Source organism: Achromobacter sp. 77, from assembly GCF_020541125.1.
Taxonomy (GTDB): domain Bacteria; phylum Pseudomonadota; class Gammaproteobacteria; order Burkholderiales; family Burkholderiaceae_B; genus Achromobacter; species Achromobacter mucicolens.
This window is the reverse complement of sequence record NZ_CP059848.1, coordinates 804867-822092: the sequence shown is the minus strand read 5'-3', so window position 1 is coordinate 822092 and position 17226 is coordinate 804867. Positions and strand designations below refer to the sequence as shown.

14 protein-coding genes and 1 tRNA gene are annotated in these 17226 nt (G+C 65.9%); 6 read left to right on the top strand and 9 right to left on the bottom strand.

Features of this window, described 5'->3' with window-relative positions:
* The first annotated feature begins 313 nt into the window (after positions 1 to 313).
* Entirely contained in the window at positions 314 to 2218 is a 1905-nt protein-coding gene (locus tag H4P35_RS03720; RefSeq protein ID WP_226848139.1) for an LTA synthase family protein, read from the top strand.
* Here the strand turns inward: H4P35_RS03720 and H4P35_RS03715 are convergent.
* Positions 2215 to 2832 carry a DNA-3-methyladenine glycosylase I gene (locus H4P35_RS03715; protein ID WP_226848137.1) on the bottom strand — a complete coding sequence of 206 codons (618 nt, stop codon included), beginning with the start codon at positions 2830 to 2832 and terminating at the stop codon, positions 2215 to 2217. The two genes, H4P35_RS03720 and H4P35_RS03715, sit on opposite strands and share 4 nt — an antisense overlap.
* 220 nt (positions 2833 to 3052) lie before the next feature.
* On the opposite strand from H4P35_RS03715, the gene H4P35_RS03710 reads away from it, so the two are divergent.
* Positions 3053 to 3514 (top strand): YkgJ family cysteine cluster protein, encoded by a 462-nt coding sequence (locus H4P35_RS03710; RefSeq protein ID WP_056320849.1) that lies wholly within the window; start codon positions 3053 to 3055, stop codon positions 3512 to 3514.
* Positions 3515 to 3547: 33 nt separating this feature from the next.
* Here H4P35_RS03710 and H4P35_RS03705 read toward each other — a convergent pair whose 3' ends face one another.
* The gene (locus H4P35_RS03705) at positions 3548 to 4330 is read right to left on the bottom strand and encodes an AraC family transcriptional regulator (RefSeq protein WP_226848135.1); all 783 of its coding nucleotides are present in this window, start codon (positions 4328 to 4330) and stop codon (positions 3548 to 3550) included.
* Positions 4331 to 4438: 108 nt separating this feature from the next.
* Here H4P35_RS03705 and H4P35_RS03700 point away from each other — a divergent pair, with 108 nt between their 5' ends.
* The 3 genes from H4P35_RS03700 to H4P35_RS03690 all read left to right on the top strand — a co-directional run bounded on the left by H4P35_RS03700 (position 4439) and on the right by H4P35_RS03690 (position 5694).
* Positions 4439 to 4879, top strand: coding sequence for a transcriptional repressor (locus H4P35_RS03700; RefSeq protein ID WP_180100803.1), 441 nt, complete (start codon positions 4439 to 4441; stop codon positions 4877 to 4879).
* The gene (locus H4P35_RS03695; protein WP_226848133.1) at positions 4876 to 5295 is read left to right on the top strand and encodes a hypothetical protein; all 420 of its coding nucleotides are present in this window, start codon (positions 4876 to 4878) and stop codon (positions 5293 to 5295) included. Before H4P35_RS03700 ends, H4P35_RS03695 begins: the two co-directional genes overlap by 4 nt.
* Positions 5296 to 5403: 108 nt before the next feature.
* On the top strand, positions 5404 to 5694 hold the full coding sequence (locus H4P35_RS03690; RefSeq protein WP_056320842.1) for a ClpX C4-type zinc finger protein: 291 nt from the start codon (positions 5404 to 5406) through the stop codon (positions 5692 to 5694).
* 11 nt (positions 5695 to 5705) lie between these two features.
* On the opposite strand, the gene H4P35_RS03685 is transcribed toward H4P35_RS03690, so the two are convergent.
* Both H4P35_RS03685 and H4P35_RS03680 read right to left on the bottom strand, forming a co-directional pair.
* Positions 5706 to 7157, bottom strand: a complete 1452-nt coding sequence (locus H4P35_RS03685) for a GntP family permease (protein WP_226848131.1) — start codon at positions 7155 to 7157, stop codon at positions 5706 to 5708.
* A gap of 2 nt (positions 7158 to 7159) precedes the next feature.
* Positions 7160 to 8146 (bottom strand): patatin-like phospholipase family protein, encoded by a 987-nt coding sequence (locus H4P35_RS03680; RefSeq protein ID WP_254636986.1) that lies wholly within the window; start codon positions 8144 to 8146, stop codon positions 7160 to 7162.
* Between the two features lie 424 nt (positions 8147 to 8570).
* Here H4P35_RS03680 and H4P35_RS03675 point away from each other — a divergent pair, with 424 nt between their 5' ends.
* Positions 8571 to 11651, top strand: a complete 3081-nt coding sequence (locus H4P35_RS03675) for an autotransporter outer membrane beta-barrel domain-containing protein (RefSeq protein WP_226848127.1) — start codon at positions 8571 to 8573, stop codon at positions 11649 to 11651.
* A gap of 139 nt (positions 11652 to 11790) precedes the next feature.
* Here the strand turns inward: H4P35_RS03675 and H4P35_RS03670 are convergent.
* The 5 genes from H4P35_RS03670 to H4P35_RS03650 all read right to left on the bottom strand — a co-directional run bounded on the left by H4P35_RS03670 (position 11791) and on the right by H4P35_RS03650 (position 16989).
* Positions 11791 to 11866: transfer RNA gene (locus H4P35_RS03670), tRNA-Lys, on the bottom strand.
* A 131-nt stretch (positions 11867 to 11997) separates the two neighbouring features.
* Positions 11998 to 12795: a MetQ/NlpA family ABC transporter substrate-binding protein gene (locus H4P35_RS03665; RefSeq protein WP_056320831.1), complete on the bottom strand. Its 798-nt coding sequence runs from the start codon at positions 12793 to 12795 to the stop codon at positions 11998 to 12000.
* A 45-nt stretch (positions 12796 to 12840) separates the two neighbouring features.
* A complete protein-coding gene (locus H4P35_RS03660; RefSeq protein ID WP_062841659.1) occupies positions 12841 to 13494 on the bottom strand; it encodes a methionine ABC transporter permease in 654 nt (217 codons plus the stop codon).
* Positions 13451 to 14539: a methionine ABC transporter ATP-binding protein gene (locus H4P35_RS03655; RefSeq protein ID WP_062841658.1), complete on the bottom strand. Its 1089-nt coding sequence runs from the start codon at positions 14537 to 14539 to the stop codon at positions 13451 to 13453. Before H4P35_RS03655 ends, H4P35_RS03660 begins: the two co-directional genes overlap by 44 nt.
* Positions 14540 to 14763: 224 nt before the next feature.
* Positions 14764 to 16989: a TIM-barrel domain-containing protein gene (locus H4P35_RS03650; RefSeq protein WP_056320825.1), complete on the bottom strand. Its 2226-nt coding sequence runs from the start codon at positions 16987 to 16989 to the stop codon at positions 14764 to 14766.
* Positions 16990 to 17226 lie beyond the last annotated feature (237 nt).

The following is a 17226-nucleotide window of genomic DNA, read 5'->3' as shown; positions in this document are numbered from 1 at the left end:
GCGCTGGCCGGATCACTACCCCAGGGTATCGCGGCCGGCAGCGACGGTCGGACGGAACGACGCCATAATGTGTGCGGATTTTTCCGGGCGAACTCGCGATGCAGGCATGCCAACGGCGCGAACGTCCGCACCGCTGCGCAGCAAGCGGCGTGCCCGTGCAAGGTGCGCGCCGTTACAAAAAGAGACGACTGCGGCCGGGTCGTAGTAACCGTATCCGGCCCGGTTGCCGAATTTTTGACGCCGGCGCGGTTCCAATGCCAAATGACCAAATCCGCCCTGACCGGGCGCAAGTGCAGGACAACCTGGAGGCCCGATGCGGCACTCGACTTTGATATTCGTGTTGGCGGCCTTCGCGCTGCTGACGCTCAGCCGCCTGGCTCTGGCGCTTTGGCAGTGGCAGCGCGTGCGCAATGCAGGCGGCCTGGCGCCTTTGCTGCTGCGGGGACTGCGCATCGATGCGCATCAGATCGCGGTGCTGGCAGCGCTGCCGGCCGTGCTGTCGCCGCTATTCGGCCACATCCCGGTGGCGGCGGACATCACCGCTGTCTGGTACATCGTGGCGTTCGTCCTGCTGGCGTTCCTGGAAGTGGCGACGCCGCCCTTCATCATCGAATACGACTCCCGCCCCAACCGCCTGTTCGTCGAATACCTGAAGCACCCGCGCGAAGTCTCGGGGATGCTGTGGCGCGGCTACAAGGGCGCCCTGCTGGGCGGACTGGGCGCGCTGGCGGTGATTGGCTGGGGCGCTTGGGCGCTGCTGGGCCACGCGCGTCCGGATGCGCCGCTGACGTGGTGGCAGATGCCGCTAGCCAGCGTGGCGATCCTGGCGGTGGTGATCCTGGCCATCCGCGGCACGCTGGGCCACCGTCCCATTAACCCGTCCTCGGTGGCCTACAGCTCCGACGGCATGCTCAACACCCTGGCGTTGAACTCGCTGTACAACGTGTTCTATGCGGTCTACAGCATGAAGAACGAGAAGTCGGCCTCCGCCGTATATGGCGGCATGGACGACGACGAGATGCACGCCCTGGTGCTGGCGAAGTCCGGGCTGCCGTATCCGCCGCCGAATCCCGATTACCCCAGCCTGCATCGCCAGCCGGCCACGCGCAAGACGCATCGCCCGCTCAATCTGGTCATCATCCTTGAAGAAAGCCTGGGCGCGCAGTACAGCGCGGCCTTGGGCGGCGCCAATCTGACGCCGGAGCTGGACGCGCTGGCGCGCGAGGCTTGGACGTTTACGCGCGCTTACGCCACCGGCACGCGCTCGGTGCGCGGACTGGAAGCCGTCACCACCGGGTTCCTGCCCACCCCCGCGCAAGCAGTGCTGAAACTGCCACGCTCGCAGCGCGGGTTCTTTTCGCTGGCCGACCTGCTGGGGCGCCACGGTTATCACTCGCGGTTCATCTATGGCGGCGAGTCGCACTTCGACAACATGAAGGGCTTCTTCCTGGGCAACGGCTTCAAGCAGATCGTCGACCGGCCCGATTTCGTGGACCCCGCGTTCGTCGGCACGTGGGGCGCGTCGGACGAGGACATGTTCAACCAGCTTGACCGCCTGCTGCGCGAAGACGGCGACCAGCCGACCTTCACGCTGGCGTTCAGCGTGTCCAACCATACGCCTTGGGAGTACCCGGCGGGCCGCATCGAAACCGACGGCAATCCCGCCACCGTCGAGAACACGGTGCGCTACGCCGACTGGGCGTTGGGCCGGTTCTTCGAACGCGCCAAGGCGTCTCCGTATTGGGAAAACACGGTCTTCCTGGTGGCGGCCGACCATGACTCGCGCGTGTTCGGCGCCAGCCTGGTGCCGGTACGCCACTTCCACATTCCTGCCGTGATCCTGGGCGCCGGCATCGAGGCGCGGCGCGACGACCGCATCATCAGCCAGATCGACCTGCCGCCCACCCTGCTGTCGCTGATTGGCGTGGATACCGAGCATCCGATGATCGGCCACGACCTGACGCGCAGCACGCCCGGACGCGCCATCATGCAGTACGACAGCACCTATGGGTATCTGAAGGGAGACGACCTGCTGGTGCTGGCGCCCAACAAGCCCCCGGTGCAGTACCGCTACACGGCGCCCGAGGACTACGCGCCCGCGCCGCTGAACGCCGAACTGGCAACCGAGGCGCTGGCCCACGCGTTGTGGCCAAGCTGGGCTTACCGCGAGGGGCGCTACAGCTTGCCCACACAGGCGCCGGTGCAGACCGCGCCCTAGGCTGACCGGCCACCCGGCCGAACAAACGCCTTGCGCTTCTTTTCGACGAGCGCATGGCAATGGCAGCCGGGGCTGTGGTCGTTGACCATGCCCACGGACTGCATGAAGGCGTACACCGTGGTCGGCCCCACGAACTTCCAGCCCAGTTTCTTGAGCGACTTGGACAGGGCTTCGGACTGTTCGGACGTCGAGGCGCCGTAGGTGGATACCTTGGAGGGCGGCGCTTCGAAGCGCCAGAAATACGCGGCAAGGGACCCTTCGCGGTCGATCATTTCCAGCGCGCGCGCCGCGTTGTTGATCATGGCTTCGATCTTGCCGCGATGGCGCACGATGCCCGGATCGGCCAAGAGCGTCTGGACTTCGTGTTCGCCAAAGTTGGCAAGCCTGGCCGGGTCGAAGTTGGCGAAGCCGCGGCGGAAGGCCTCGCGCTTGTTCAGGATGGTGCGCCAGCTGAGCCCGGACTGGAAACCTTCAAGGCAAAGCTGTTCGAACAGCGCGCGATCGTCGCCTTCGGGGTGGCCCCATTCGGTGTCGTGATAGGCCATGTATTCGGCGGACGTGTCCACCCAGCCGCAACGGGCAAGGCCATCTGGAAAATCGGTTTTGGCGGACAAGGGATCGCTCCTTACGGCTGACGGGCTACCGATGCTACTCCAGCAACGTCCCTGAAAAAAGTCGTAGCGGCCGCAACGCAAATCCAGATAATATTTCCGGCCTTGATTCGGCGCCGGCCTGTGCCGCGCGCACCGTCGGATCAGCGCGGCGGGCCGGCGCATCGCAGGCCCGGCATGCGCCAAGACGGGGAGCCGGACAGGCCATTTCGGACCTTGCCCCATGTCCCTGCCACTGACTTCGCTCGTTACCTTCGTGTCGCCTGCCGTGCTGGCCGGCGACGACCCGTCCGCCAATCCCTGCCTGGACTGCGGCGCATGTTGCGCGCACTTTCGCGTGTCCTTTTACGTCGGTGAACTGGCCGGTGAAAACGGCGGCCAGGTGCCACTGGAACTCGTCACCCAGATGAGCCCCCTGCGCGCCTGCATGAAGGGCACTGAGATGGGCGGCGGGCGCTGCATCTCGCTGCGCGGAGAACTCGGCAAGCCCGGCATTCACTGCGACATCTACGACAACCGGCCCACGCCGTGCCGCGACTTCGACATCTGGATGCCGGACGGATCGCCCAATCCGGATTGCCAGCGCCTGCGACTGGGATTGGGTCTGGCACCCGTGCCGCCCCGTCCCGACGCCGAGAACGACCCGCAGGGCCCGCTGCATCCGGACCAGCCCGCGGCCGCCTGACGCGCGCCGCGGCGAACCCTTCGCGGTCATTTCCTAGGCGCGCCCCGCCAGATAGCGCGTGGGCGTCATGCCGAAGGCCGTGCGAAAGCTGCCGATGAATGCGCTGGTGCTTTCGTAGCCCACCGACAACGCCGCCTGCGTGACGGATCCGCCGCGAAACAGCATCTCCAGCGCCCGCAGCAGCCTGGCCTGCTGACGCCACTGCCCCAACGTCACGCCGGTTTCCTGGCGAAAACGCCGCATCAGGGTGCGCGAAGACATGTTCAACCGCTGCGCCCATTCGTCGATGCCGGCCGTGTCGTCCGGCGTATCCAGCAATGTGTTGGCCAGATCCTGCAGGCGCGGGTCGGCCGGCATCGGCAGCGGCACAGTCGCCTCGGCGCTGCGCTGTCTCAGCTCTTCCAGCAGCACGTCAAAGAGTTGCGCCTGATAGGCCGCCGGGGTCTCCCGCGACGTGCCTTCGATGAAGCGCTCGACCAGCGCCTCGATCAGCCGCGAGGACGGCCACGCCCGGCAATGCGGCGGCAAGCGAGCGCACCCGTCGGGGTGCACGTGCAGGAACGAGCCCCGCGCCTCGCCAAACCAGCGCGCGCCATGACGCACGCCGGGCGGAATCCAGCCCAGGCTGCCGGGCAGCACCGTCAACACGCGGTCGCCCGACTGCACCATGACAAGTCCCTCGTGCACCAGCACCAGCATGCCCTCGGCGTGGACGTGCGCGGGCACCGAAATGCCCTTGGATTCCCGGCGCCGGCGCAGGCTGTACGGCGTCAGCAGGACGTCGGGCAGAGGGGGAGAGGCAGCCGCTTCACGCATGGTTGGCAGGTTTGAGGTACAGGTTGACGGGTTCCCGTTAGCGGGTCCATTTGAAAATGTACATCATTCTCATCATTGGGATATCCGCCCACTGAATGGAGACATTTCATGGACCACACACGGCTGCGCGACGCCGGCATCAAAGCCACCTTTCCGCGTCTGAAGATCCTGGACATCTTCTACCGCCATGCCGACGCGCACATGAGCGCCGCGGACATCTACCGCCGACTCATCTCGGACCACAGCAATATCGGCCTGGCCACGGTGTACCGGGTGATCACGCAACTGGAGCACGCCGGCCTGCTCAAACGCACCCAGCTCGATTCGCACACCAACGTGTTCGAACTGAACGACAAGGGGCATCACGACCACCTGGTCTGCACGCGGTGCGGCCAGATCCGGGAGTCCAGCGATCCCGCCACGGCGCAGCGGGTCAGGAAGATCGCGCGGCGCTGCGGCTTTGAACTGGATTCCTACAGTCTCGTGCTTTACGGCAGCTGCGGCTGCGCCAAGGACGACCCTGTCCTGCCCCACGGAGCCTTCGAATGAACCCCGACCAATTCTTCTTTCACGACCTGTCGCAGTTTCCCATCGTGACGGCCCGGCACGGCGGCGCGCCGCTCGGCTATTCGGCCACGTGGATCCGGGAAATGGAGCTGCTGGTGGAGAACCCGCGCACCTTTGTCATGGTGGTGCCCGACACGCGCCATGAGGCCGCGCACGAGGACCGCAGGGCCATGATCGAATGGCAGACCGCCAACATGCCGCGCCTGCGGGCGCGATGCCGGGCGTTCATCGCCGTCGAACGCGATGCCCAGGCGCTGGACAAGCTGCGCAAGCGCGGCGACAAGATGGCTCGCGCCTTCGGCCTGCCGTTCCTGGCGGTCGCGACACCGGGAGAAGCGGTCCAATGCGCCCGGGAGTTGCTTGGGCACGCGGGGCCGGGCGGCTTCAATGTCGATTAAGGCGCCAAGCCCTGCGATTTAAGACTGGGCGTGCGCGGCCGTTGTTCAATGACAGGCCCCGTCGTTTCCGTGGCCGTTTTTGCCAACTCTCGTCCCGCCGCCCGACGCATGAACCACGCCCTCGCCTGTCAGTTTTGCCAATCGACGCTCGCGCAGGGCGCGCCGCTGCTCGAGCAGAACGGCGCGGCCATCTGCAAATCGTGCGTGGACCAGTTTGCCGTGCGCTTTGCGGACCGGGCATGGGCGATGGCCGCCACGCCGCAAGAGCAGCTGGACGTGCTGCTGGAGGAAAGCAGCCGCGCCCTGGCGCAGAGCGAAACGCTGGCCGAGCGGGCGCGGTGCTGCGGCCTGAGCCTGAACGACCTGTCGGCGGCGCTGCCCGCGCGCACGCTGTCCTGACGGGCGACGCGTCAGAACGATCCCACCGCGCTGCCCAGCGCGATGACCGCCGCCAGCCCGATGATGGGTCCCACGATGCCCACCACGACGATATTCATGTAGCCATCCCGGTGGTTCGACCCGCACACCGCCAGCAAGGTCACCACGGCGCCGTTGTGCGGCAAGCTGTCCAGCGTGCCCGCGCCGATCACCGACACGCGGTGCATCAGCGCCGGATCGATGCCCAGGGTTTGCGCCAGCTCCATGTAGGTGCCGGCCAGCGATTGCAGGGCGATGGTCAGGCCGCCCGACGCCGACCCGGTCAACGCCGCCAGCACGTTGGTGGCCACGGCCAGCGACACCAGCGGCCCGCCCTCGATCGACAGCACCCAGTCGCGCACCGCCGCAAACGAGGGCAGCGAGGCGACCACTGCGCCGAATCCCACCAGGCTCGCGACGCTCAGGAGCGGCAGCGCGGACGCGTTCACGCCGGCGTCCATCGTGTCGCGCAGCGACGGCAGGCGCCGGAAGTTCAACACCACCAGCACCACGATCGCGGCCAGCAACGCGGTGATCACCGACCAGACGCCGCCCACCGCGGCCAGGCTGGTGCCGCCCCAGCGCGCCTCGGCAAGCCACGCGGTGTCCATGCGCGGCAGGACGATCAGCGTCATCAGCAGATTGACCAGGATCACCACGACCAGCGGCGTCGCCGCCACCAGCGCCGAGGGCGCGTCCGGGCTGCGCTGGCCATGTTGCATTTCGGCCGGGTCGAACTCGCGCGCGACGGTGGCGCGCTCGCGCACCAGCACGTCGTCGGCCACCTCGCTGGCCATGCCCGCGGGCGCGACGTAACCTTCACCCGCCCGCCGCGCGGCGGCTTCGGCGCGGCTCAACCACCACAGCCCGAAGCCCAACATGATTGCGCTGGCAACGATGCCCAGCCCCGGCGCGGCGAACGGCGTGGTCGCAAAAAACGGCATGGGAATGGCGTTCTGCACGGCTGGCGTGCCCGGCAACGCGGACATCGTGAAGGTTGACGTGCCAAGCAGGATCGCCGCCGGCATCAGGCGCACCGGAATGCCGGCCGACCGGAACAGCGCATGCGCCATGGGCGCCAGCACAAAAAACGCCACGAACAGGCTGACGCCGCCGTACGTCACGATGGCGCCGGCCAGCACCACGGCCAGGATGGCGCGCCGCGCGCCCAGCTTGCGCGTCATGGCGTCGGCAATCGCCGTGACCGAGCCGCTGTCGGCCATGAGCTTGCCGAACAGCGCCCCCAGAAGGAACAAGGGAAAGAACTGGGCGACGAACCCGGCCGCGCCGCCCATGAAGGTCTGCGTCCAATGGGCCAGCAGCGGTTCCCCCGCCGCGGCAGCCGTCACCATGGCCGCGGCCGGCGCCAGCAGCAGAATGCTCCAGCCGCGATAGGCCAGCCCGATCAGCAGGACCAGCGCCAGCAGAATACCGAACAGTCCCATGATCAGACCTCGCCCAGCAATTCGTCGATATCCAGTGACGACCGTTTGCCCAGGTCGTCGCCGTGTTCGGCCAGGAAACGCTCGGCCGCCTTTCTGCCCTCGTCGCGCAGCATGCACAGGAACGGCCATTCGGCGTTGAGCTTGGACGAATACCCCAGCTCCACCATGAGGTCGGACGAGATCCGGTGTATCCGCATCTGCGCCCACATCCTGCCCTCGCCATTGCCGGGGTCGGCCACCTGGCGCAGCAGCGCGATCATGCGCAGCTCCTTCAGGAGCGATGCGTTGAAGGTGACTTCGTTCAGGCGGTTCATGATCTCGCGGGCGCTGCTGGGCAACCCGGCCCGCTCCACCGGATTGATCTGCACCAGGATGGTGTCGTGCGACTGGCAGTCCCGCACCAGCGGCGTGATGGTCGGATTGCCGCTGTAGCCGCCGTCCCAATACGGATCGCCGTCGATCATCACGGCGCGGAACAGCGTGGGCAGGCAGGCCGACGCCAGCAGCACGTCGGCATTGACCTCGGCATTCTTGAACACCCGGCCCCGGCCCGTGCGCGCGTTCGTCGCGGTGATGAACAGATGGATGGGCGCGCGCGCCAGTTCGTCGAAATCAATGACCTCCCGCAGGATGGCGGCCAGGGGATTGGCCCCGGACGCGCTGAGGTCATAGGGAGAGAACACCCGCGACGCCATGTCGAAGGCGATGAACATGGGGGAATTGTCCAGCGACCACGAGCCCATCAGGATGTCGAGCGGGCTGCGGCGAAAGGGACTGAAACGGGCCGCGTCGGACACGCGACGCCAGAAGTCCTCGAGCGCGGCGCGGGCGCCCTGCGCGCCCCCGCGCGCATGTCCCAGCACCAGCACGGCCGCATTCATGGCGCCGGCCGAGGTGCCGGAGATGCCGTCGATGCCTAGCCAGGGTTCTTCAAGCAGCCGGTCCAGCACGCCCCAGGTGAAGGCGCCGTGCGCGCCTCCCCCCTGCAGCGCAAGATCGATCAAGACGGGATCGCGGGCAGTCGCTGACGCTTTGGATCGGGCCACGGCGGAACTCCTTGCGGGAGGCTGGGGGTGAGCTTGCGATCGGTGTGACTGCGACATGCGCCATGTTGCGCTGCACATATCGTTCGGAAGTTATACGCGATGCGCCTGGAAAACGGAAGACCAAGCCTTCGGCATCAAAATTGGGGTCGCACCATAATGAGAAAAATAGCCGTCAACACCAGTGTTTTTTTGGGCTTTGGCATTTTTCAGCAAACCGTAAGATCGATTGCGCGCGCCCCAACGCGCAGGCTTCCCAAGCATCGACGCCGCAGCATCCCTCGCATCCCCGCTTTCCCTTCACGTGCGCCATGGCTTTTTCAGGATTTGCGCCATTCCGCCTCAGCTCAATTCACTTCTGAAACGCGAAATGCCTCAACAAAAACTGAAAAAAAGGGCGATTGTCATTGCCTTGCAAGCGCTTGGCCTGTCCGGGTCCGGCATGCTGACCTTGGGCGCCGCGCCTGCGATTGCGCAAAGCATCACCTGGAACGGCACGCAGAGCGCAGACTGGCAAGACGTGCAAAACTGGTCGTCGGCATCGCTTCCGGGCTCGACCGGTTATCTGTTCATCAATAGCGTTACGCCGTACGCGCCGGTTATCGCCAGCGGCAGCAACCAGGCGGGCGTCATCTTTCTTGGCGCGATTGGCGGTCCTTCGCTCAACGTGGAACATGGCAGCCGTTTGACCAGCGGTTCGGCCATCATCGGCAACTCCACGAATGGTTTCACGCCCGGCACGTCCGAACTTCAGTCCGGCACGGCCACCATCAATGGCGCGGGCTCTCAGTGGACCGCAGAGGCCTTCAGCGTCGGCTTCTATGGCACGGGCACGCTGAACGTGACCCGCGGCGCCAAAGCCATCGCATCGACGGCCGTCACGCTGGGTTCGCACACCGGCTCTCTCGGCACCCTGAATATTTCTGGCCTGGGCAGCTCCCTGAACGCCGGGCAAATCACCGCAGGTGACAATGGCACCGGCGTCGTCACGATCTCCGACAAGGGCACGGTTCAACTTACCGGCCTGCTGGTGGCCAACTCGGCGGGTTCGACGGGCACGATCGAAATCACGGGCGCTGACTCGTCGATGCAGACAGTCAGAAGCATGTCGATCGGCTCGCGCAGCACCGGCACGCTGGACATCAAGGGCGGGGCCACGGCCACTTCCGGCGCCCAGACCTATGTGGGCATGTACGCGGGCGGCGACGGCAAACTGCTGGTTTCCGGCGCCGGCAGCCAGCTCTCCTCGCTGACCAGCTACATTGCGCTGGGCATGTATGCGGGTTCGAGGGGCCACCTGGCCGCGACGGACGGTGCGATGATCGATGCCTACCAGGTGGTCGCCGGCTTCAGCGCAGGCAGCGAAGGCACCCTCGTCGCGGACGGCCCGCAGACCCGGCTCAGGACCTCCAGCGCCTTCCTCGTCGGCTATCAAGGCACGGGCGCCGCCACCTTGTCCAACGGCGCCACCCTTGAAACCGCCAACCGCGTCCGAATCGCCGATGCGGCGGGATCGGTGGGCACCTTGAATATCGGCGCCGCCGCCAGCGATGCCGCTGCCGCGCCGGGCGTCATGCAGGCCGCGCTTGGCGTGCGCTTTGGCGACGGGACCGGCAAGCTGGTCTTCAACCACACCAGTTCGAACTACGTCTTCGCCCCCGGCATCAGTTCTCTGTCGCCGGGCAAGGGCACCATCGACATGCTGGCCGGATCGACCACCTTGACCGGCGATTCCAGTGCCTTCAGCGGCCATACCAATCTGCTGGGCGGCGCCCTGACGGTCAACGGCGCCCTGGGCGGTACCCTGAATGTCGCCAGCGGCGCATCCCTGCGCGGCTCGGGAACGGTCGGCACGACCACACTGCAAAACGGCGCCACGCTGGCCCCTGGCGCGGCCGGCACCACCCTGAACGTCGCGGGCGACCTGACGTTCTCGCCAGGTTCGGTCTATCAGGTGACGGCCGATTCCCAATCGTCTGCAAGCAGCCGTGTCGTTGTCAGCGGCACGGCAAACCTGGCGGGTTCGGCGGTGCATGTCGGGCCGGACGGCGGGTTCCAGACCCGGCGCGAATACGCCATCCTCAGCGCGGGCACGGTCAACGGGCAGTTCAACAGCGTCTCGTCCAACTACGCCTTTCTGGATCCGGCCCTGCGTTATGACGGCCAGAACGTCGTGATGCAGCTTGGCCGCAAGCAGGTGCCCGTGACCCCGGAAACCCCGGTCACCCCGGAGACCCCGGTGACTCCGGTTACCCCGGTCACGCCGGTCACCCCCAGCGTTCCTGAAACGCCAACTCGCCCGATCGCCTTCGCCGACGCGGCGCAAACCGGCAACCAGCGCGCCGTGGCCAACGCCCTGGACAGCCTGCCCGCCGGCAACCCGCTGCACGAATACATCCTGACGCTGCCCGAAGGCGCCACGGCCGAGGCCTTCAACAGCCTGTCCGGAGAAGCGCACGCCAGCGTCACCTCCACCCTGACCGGTCTCAACAACTCGGTACGCGCGGTGCCCCTCGCCTACCTGCGCGCCAACCTGGGCGCCGGCATGCGGGCAGGCGCGCCGACCGCGCAACTTGGCGGCACCCCGTCCGCGTCCGCCCTGCCTTCCTCCAATGCGCAGCCCGCCTGGGCCGAAGTCATCGGCAACTGGCAGACCTGGAAGGGCAACGGCGACTCGGCGCAAGTGCGCCAAAACACCGGCGGCGTCTTCGCCGGCGTCGACCACGCCTTGGGCGGCGGCTGGCGCCTGGGCGGCGCCCTGGGCTTCACCGACAGCAAGATTCGCGTGGACGACCGTTCGTCGCAGGCCGACATTGCCGGCTACAGCGCGGCGGTGTTTGGCGGCAAGGTGTTCGAGGTCGGCCCCGGCAAGCTGAACGTGATGGCCGGCACGGCCTACACCTGGCACGACATCTCCACCGAACGCCGCGCCAGCGTCTCCGGCGTGTCCCAGACGCTGACTGCCGACTATGGCGCAAGCACCACCCAGTTGTTCGCCGAACTCGGCTACGCCCTGCCCATGTCCGAGCGCGTCAGCATCGAGCCCTTCGCCGGGCTGTCCTGGAGCGATACGCGCAACCGCAGTTTCTCGGAGTCCGGCGGATCGGCCGCCTTGAACGGGCAGAGCGACAGCAACAAGCAAACCACCTCCACGCTGGGCTTACGCGGGCTGATGAACTTCACGGTTGGCCAGACCGAAGGACGCGTGCAGGCCACCTTGGGCTGGCGCCACGCCTTTGGCGACGTGCAGCCCGAAAGCACCATGTCCTTCGATGGCGGCCAGGCTTTCACCGTGGCCGGCGCTCCCATCGCGCGCGATGCCGCGCTGGCCGAGCTCGGCGTCGAAACCGCGCTCACGCGCAACGCAACCATCGGCCTGAACTACACCGGCCAGTTCGGCGGCGGCAACCGGGAAAACGCCGGTTCCGTCCATATGACCTGGCGGTACTAAGACGTACACGAATGCCAGGCAAAGCAAAACGCCGCTATGTCGATAGCGGCGTTTTGTATTTGGCACAAAGATGTGGCACCAACGAAAAACGCCGCTAACGAAATAGCGGCGTTCGACTTGATGCTTGCGCGAATTGGGGTGGTGGGTTGTGCGAGACTCGAACTCGCGACCAACGGATTAAAAGTCCGCTGCTCTACCGACTGAGCTAACAACCCGACCGAAGCCCGAAATTATGGCGGATTTCGAAGGGCTTGTCAAAAAATGACAGCGTGCCATCCTGCCAGCGATGCCAGGCAAGCAAACGGCCGCTCGCGGCGGCCGTTTGCGGGTCGTGCGGCGTGCTGGATTACCAGGCAGCCACCACCGCGCCCTTGAACTTGGTTTCGATGAACTGCTTCACTGCCGGGCTGTGATAGATGGAGACCAGCTTGGCGAACTCGGGACGGTCCTTGTCCTTTTCACGCACGACCAGCACGTTGGCGTACGGCGAGTCGGGCGATTCCTGGGCGATGGCGTCCTTGGTCGGATTCAGTCCGGCTTCCAGCGCGAAGTTGGTGTTCACGGCCGAAGCGTCGGTGTCATCCAGCGAGCGCGGCAGTTGGGCGGCGTCCAGTTCGATGAAGCGCAGCTTCTTGGGGTTCTCGACCACGTCGATCGGCGTGGCCTTCAGGCCCGCTTCCGGACGCAGCTTGATCAGGCCATTGGCCTGCAGCAGCAGCAGCGCGCGGCCGCCGTTGGTCGGGTCGTTCGGCAGCGCGATGCGGGCGCCTTCCTTCAGTTCGGACAGCGACTTGATCTTCTTGCTGTAGATGCCGATCGGGAAGATCACGGTCTTGGCGATGCTGACCAGCTTGTAGCCGCGGTCCGCGTTGGCGTTGTCCAGGTAGGGCTGGTGCTGGTAGCTGTTCAGGTCCAGGTCGCCGGCGGCCAGCGCCACGTTCGGCTGCACGTAGTCCGAGAACTCGATGACTTGCAGGTTCAGGCCCTGCTTGGCGGCTTCGGCCTTGACCACATCAAAGATCTGGGCGTGCGGGCCGGCGGTGACACCGACCTTCAGCGGCTTGTCCTGAGCCAGCGCGGGCTGGGCGAATACGGCGGCGCCCAAAGCGAACGCGGCCAGCGACTTCAAAACCTTGATGCTCATGTTGCGATATCCCGATATGACGGAAGTAGGAAAAAACGAAGAAGATCAGCGATGCGACATGCGGCGCACGAAGCGGTCGCCCAGGCTCTGGATGGCTTGAACCAGAACGATCAGCACGATCACGACCGCGGCCATGACGTCGGACTGGAAGCGCTGGTAGCCATAGCGGATCGCCAGGTCGCCCAGCCCGCCGCCGCCGATGGCGCCGGCCATGGCCGAATAACCGATCAGGCTGACCACGGTGACGATGGTGGCGGCGATGAGGCCCGGCAGGGCTTCGGGCAGCAGCACCTTCATGATGATCTGCATCGGCGATGCGCCCATGGCGCGCGCCGCGGTGATGAGGCCCGGATCGACCTCGCGCATGGCGTTTTCCGCGATGCGCGCCATGAAGGGAATGGCGGCCACCGACAAAGGCACGATGGCGGCGGTGGTGCCGATGGACGTCTGCGCCACCAATCGCGTGAACGGGATGATCGCGACCATCAGGATCACAAACGGCACCGAACGGGTCGCGTTGATGATGGCCCCCAGCACGTGGTTCACGGGCTGGTTTTCAAGCATGTTGCCGCGCGCGGTCACCGTCAGCGTGACGCCAAGCGGAATGCCGATGATCACCGCGATGGCGCTGGCCACGCCCACCATCAGCAGGGTGTCAAGCAGCGACGTAATAAGCAGGTCGATCAGTTGCGGACTCATGAGCTATTTCTTCAACGGTAATGTCACGGGCGTTCAAGGCGGCAATCCCGTCCTTGAGCGCAGCGGGCGTGCCTTGGGCCAGCACAAACATCGTGCCCACGGCCACCCCCTGGATGTCTTCGACGCGGGCCTGCACCAGCCCGACGTCCAGGCCGAATTGCCGGGTCAGGTCGGACAGGAAGGCGCCCGATGCGTCGGTGCCGGTCAGCGACAGGCGCAACAGGCGCACGGTCTGGCCGGGTTTGGCGGCGGCCAGCGCCTGGATGCGTTCCTTGACGGCGGCCAGCGTGGCGTCGGTCAGTTCCGAGGCGGTGGCGGCCGACACCATGTTGCGGGTCACTTCATGGCGGGGTTGGGCAAAGACCTCGCGGGTGCTGCCGATTTCAACGACCTCGCCCTGCGACAGCACGGCCACGCGATCGCAGACCTCGCGCACGACTTCCATCTGGTGCGTGATCATGACCACAGTCACGCCGGTCTTGCGGTTGATGTCGCGCAGCAGCGCCAGGATGTTGTGCGTGGTTTCGGGGTCCAACGCCGACGTGGCTTCGTCGCTCAGCAGCACGTCCGGATTGTTGGCCAGCGCGCGGGCGATGCCGACGCGCTGCTTCTGGCCGCCACTGATCTGGCTGGGATAACGGTCGCGCAGGTGTTCCAGCCCGACCAGCGCCAGCAGACGCTCCACGCGCGCCGGAATTTCAGCTTTGGACACGCCCGCGATTTCCAGCGGGAGGGCGACGTTGCCGTACACCGTGCGCCGCGACAGCAGGTTGAATCCCTGGAACACCATGCCGATGCGGCGGCGCTGTTCACGCAACTGCGCTTCGGTCAGGCCGGTCAGCGCCTGACCGCCGATGGAGATGTTGCCCTGGTTGGGACGTTCCAGCAGGTTGATGCACTGGACCAGCGTGCTTTTACCGGCCCCGCTGGGACCGATGATGCCAAAGACCTCGCCCTGCTCGATGTGCAGGTTGATGCCTCGCAGCGCCTGGAATTCCCCATGCGGCGTGGCGTAGGTCTTGGATAGGTTCTCGATGTGAATCATGGCAAGCGATTTTGTATCTTTTCTCTTCTAAAGAGAACGACCGTTTTTTCCATTTTTAATAACTACAAGTAATATCAACTGCCGGCCCGGGGACGCGAGGCTTCTGGAAAGCCGCGCAAACGCCTCGACAATGGCGATCCGGCAAAGACACAAAGGGCAGCCGGGAAGGAAAGCCTTCCTGACTGCCCTTTCTTTTCGGCGGCCGGCTTGCGGCCGACCCGGGTTCAGCGTGCGCGCGAGATGCGGACTTCCGCGCCGCGGCGCTTCACTTCCAGGCCTTCGGACGGCGAGATCCGCAGCCCTTCCAGCCCCTTGATGTAGCTCGAACCCTGCATCTGCATCACGCGGATCTTGTTGCGCATGACGACCGGGTTATGCACCGGCATGCCGAACATCCAGACCTCGTCCAGGATGCGGGCCGAGTTGAACTCGCCCGTATGCTGCGCGGCGGGACCGAGACAGAGCATGTGACCTTCGCGGCCGAACACCGGGAACTGGCCAAGCTCGCAATCGATGGTCCAGGTGGTGCCGCCCTCGTAGCGATGGCCGGTGTTCAGATCCCACCACGCCTCGCCCTTGGGCAGGTACACGCGCACCTGATTGCCCGGTTCGGTGACCGGCGCCACCAGCAGGGCCGGACCCAGCAGGTATTGCAGATCCCATTCGTGGGCGTGCGGATCGTTCGGGAACGACAGCGCCATGGAGCGTTGCACCGGCAGGCCGGTGCGGGCCGAGTCCTCGATGGCGCCCAGCACATAGGGCACCAGGCGGTAGCGCCACTGCATCCAGGTCTTGGCGTGGGACAGGGTTTCGTCGCCGAAATCCCAGGGCATCAGCCCTTCCACGCCCTGGAAGGCGAAATTGGCCGAGAACACGCCGGCGGTCAGCCAGCGCAGGTAAAGCTCGGGCGTCATGCCGGCGCGGTCGCGCGCGGCCGAACCAATGTTGTGCACCTGGACGGGCACGCCGCTGGAACCGATCGACAGGGACGTGCGCAGCGTGTGCCGCAGGCCTTCCCAGGTGTTGTCGACCTGCGGACCCACCTGCCACGGCAGGCGCTGGGCCGCCGGGAAGAGATCCGCGCTGGGCACGACGCCTTCGGGCGGCACCTTCAATCCGGCCACCGCGTCGAACAGCGCGCGGCGCACCAGCAGGGGATACATCGTGCGCAGGGCCGGGCCGGTCTCGCCGTTGCGGGCGGTCACGCCATCCGGGATGGCGATCTGCGCGTCGCAGGCGGGCGCATCCAGACCGTCTTCCACCAATTGGCGGTGGCGCTCGACCCACAGGTTGTAGATGTCGCGATAGGTCAGGTCCAGCAGGCCGTAGGGCTGGCCGGACGTCGCTGCGTTGCCGTCGAACACCTGGGCAGCGCCGTCGTCCTTGGTCAGCAGCCAGCCGCGGTCTTCCAGCTCTTCAAAGAGCGGACTGGTCTTGATGACGCCCGGAAAGCCGGAGGCCGCCACATGCACATTGTGTTTGTGAAAGAGCGCCAGCATCTGCTTGGCGTCGGGAAAGCGTTGGGCATCCCATTCAAAAACCGTCTTGTCCGCCTGGAAGCCCCACGCGATTGGCTGGGCCAGCGTCACGGCATCCACCGGAATCTGGTTTTCGCGCATGCGCGCCACCAGGGCAACCGTCTGCGTGGGCATTTCGCCCGCGGCCTGCTGCAGCCACGCGCCCATTGCCCACAGGACGGGCTGGCCGGCGCGGCCGGTCAGCGCGGTGTATTGATTCAGGATTTCGGCGGGTTCGCCGGCGAACAGGAACAAGTCCAGCACCGCGTCATCGACGGTCAGCACATAGGCCGAGTCCGCCGGCGCGACGCCCACCGAATGTTCCACGCGGCGCATCGTATTGGCATAGACGCCCCAGCCTCGGGGACTCCAGGCCAGCGGCAGCGCGCGGTGCTCCGGGTCGTCGGAAACCACCGATTCCTCGCGGCGGTTCAGATCCCCCGGGGTTTCGCCCAGACCGTAGACACGCTCGTCGGCGGCCAACGTGAAACCGGCCGTCCACACGGCGTCATCGGCCTGGTCCAGCGCGTTGTGCCCGAATGCGGGCGTATGCGCGGAAACCTCGGATTCGAAGACGCGGTCTTCGTTGCGGTACAGGGCGATGCGAACAGGATTGGCCTGGATCTCCAGGGCCACGTCGCCCTGGGTGATCCGCCAGCCGTCCCCGCCATCGCGAGGCGCGATGGTCGCTTCGCCCACCGCCTCCTGGCGCGCGAGCAGCATTTCGGCCACGGCGCGCGCACGCGCGCCCGGCTTGTCATCATTGAAGTGGTTCGCCTCGCCGCAGCGCAGGCGAAAAACTCCAGGCGCATGCGCCTCGACTACCAGATGCAACCCATCGCCCGCGTCGAAATCGATGCGACTGGGGCGGGACGTCAGCAGCTCGGCATTATCGAGCTGGGTAGTATGGGCAAAGTCGAACTTGGGCGGCACAGAGCATCCCCCGGCTTAAGCCAAAAACCATCAAAAGACGCTATTTTGACGGATTTGAGCTTTGAAATAAACTCGATCCCTCTTTTGGACGGTTATTTCATCCAAAAAAGGGGCATGAAGCCCTTGGCCTGCGTCAGGCGCGCAGATGCCGCCGAGTCGCCGAATTGCCGGCCCGAAAGGTGAAATGCGGCCTATTGGCGCCAAATTCCGGCAATTCTTACAATTCTACGCCAGCCG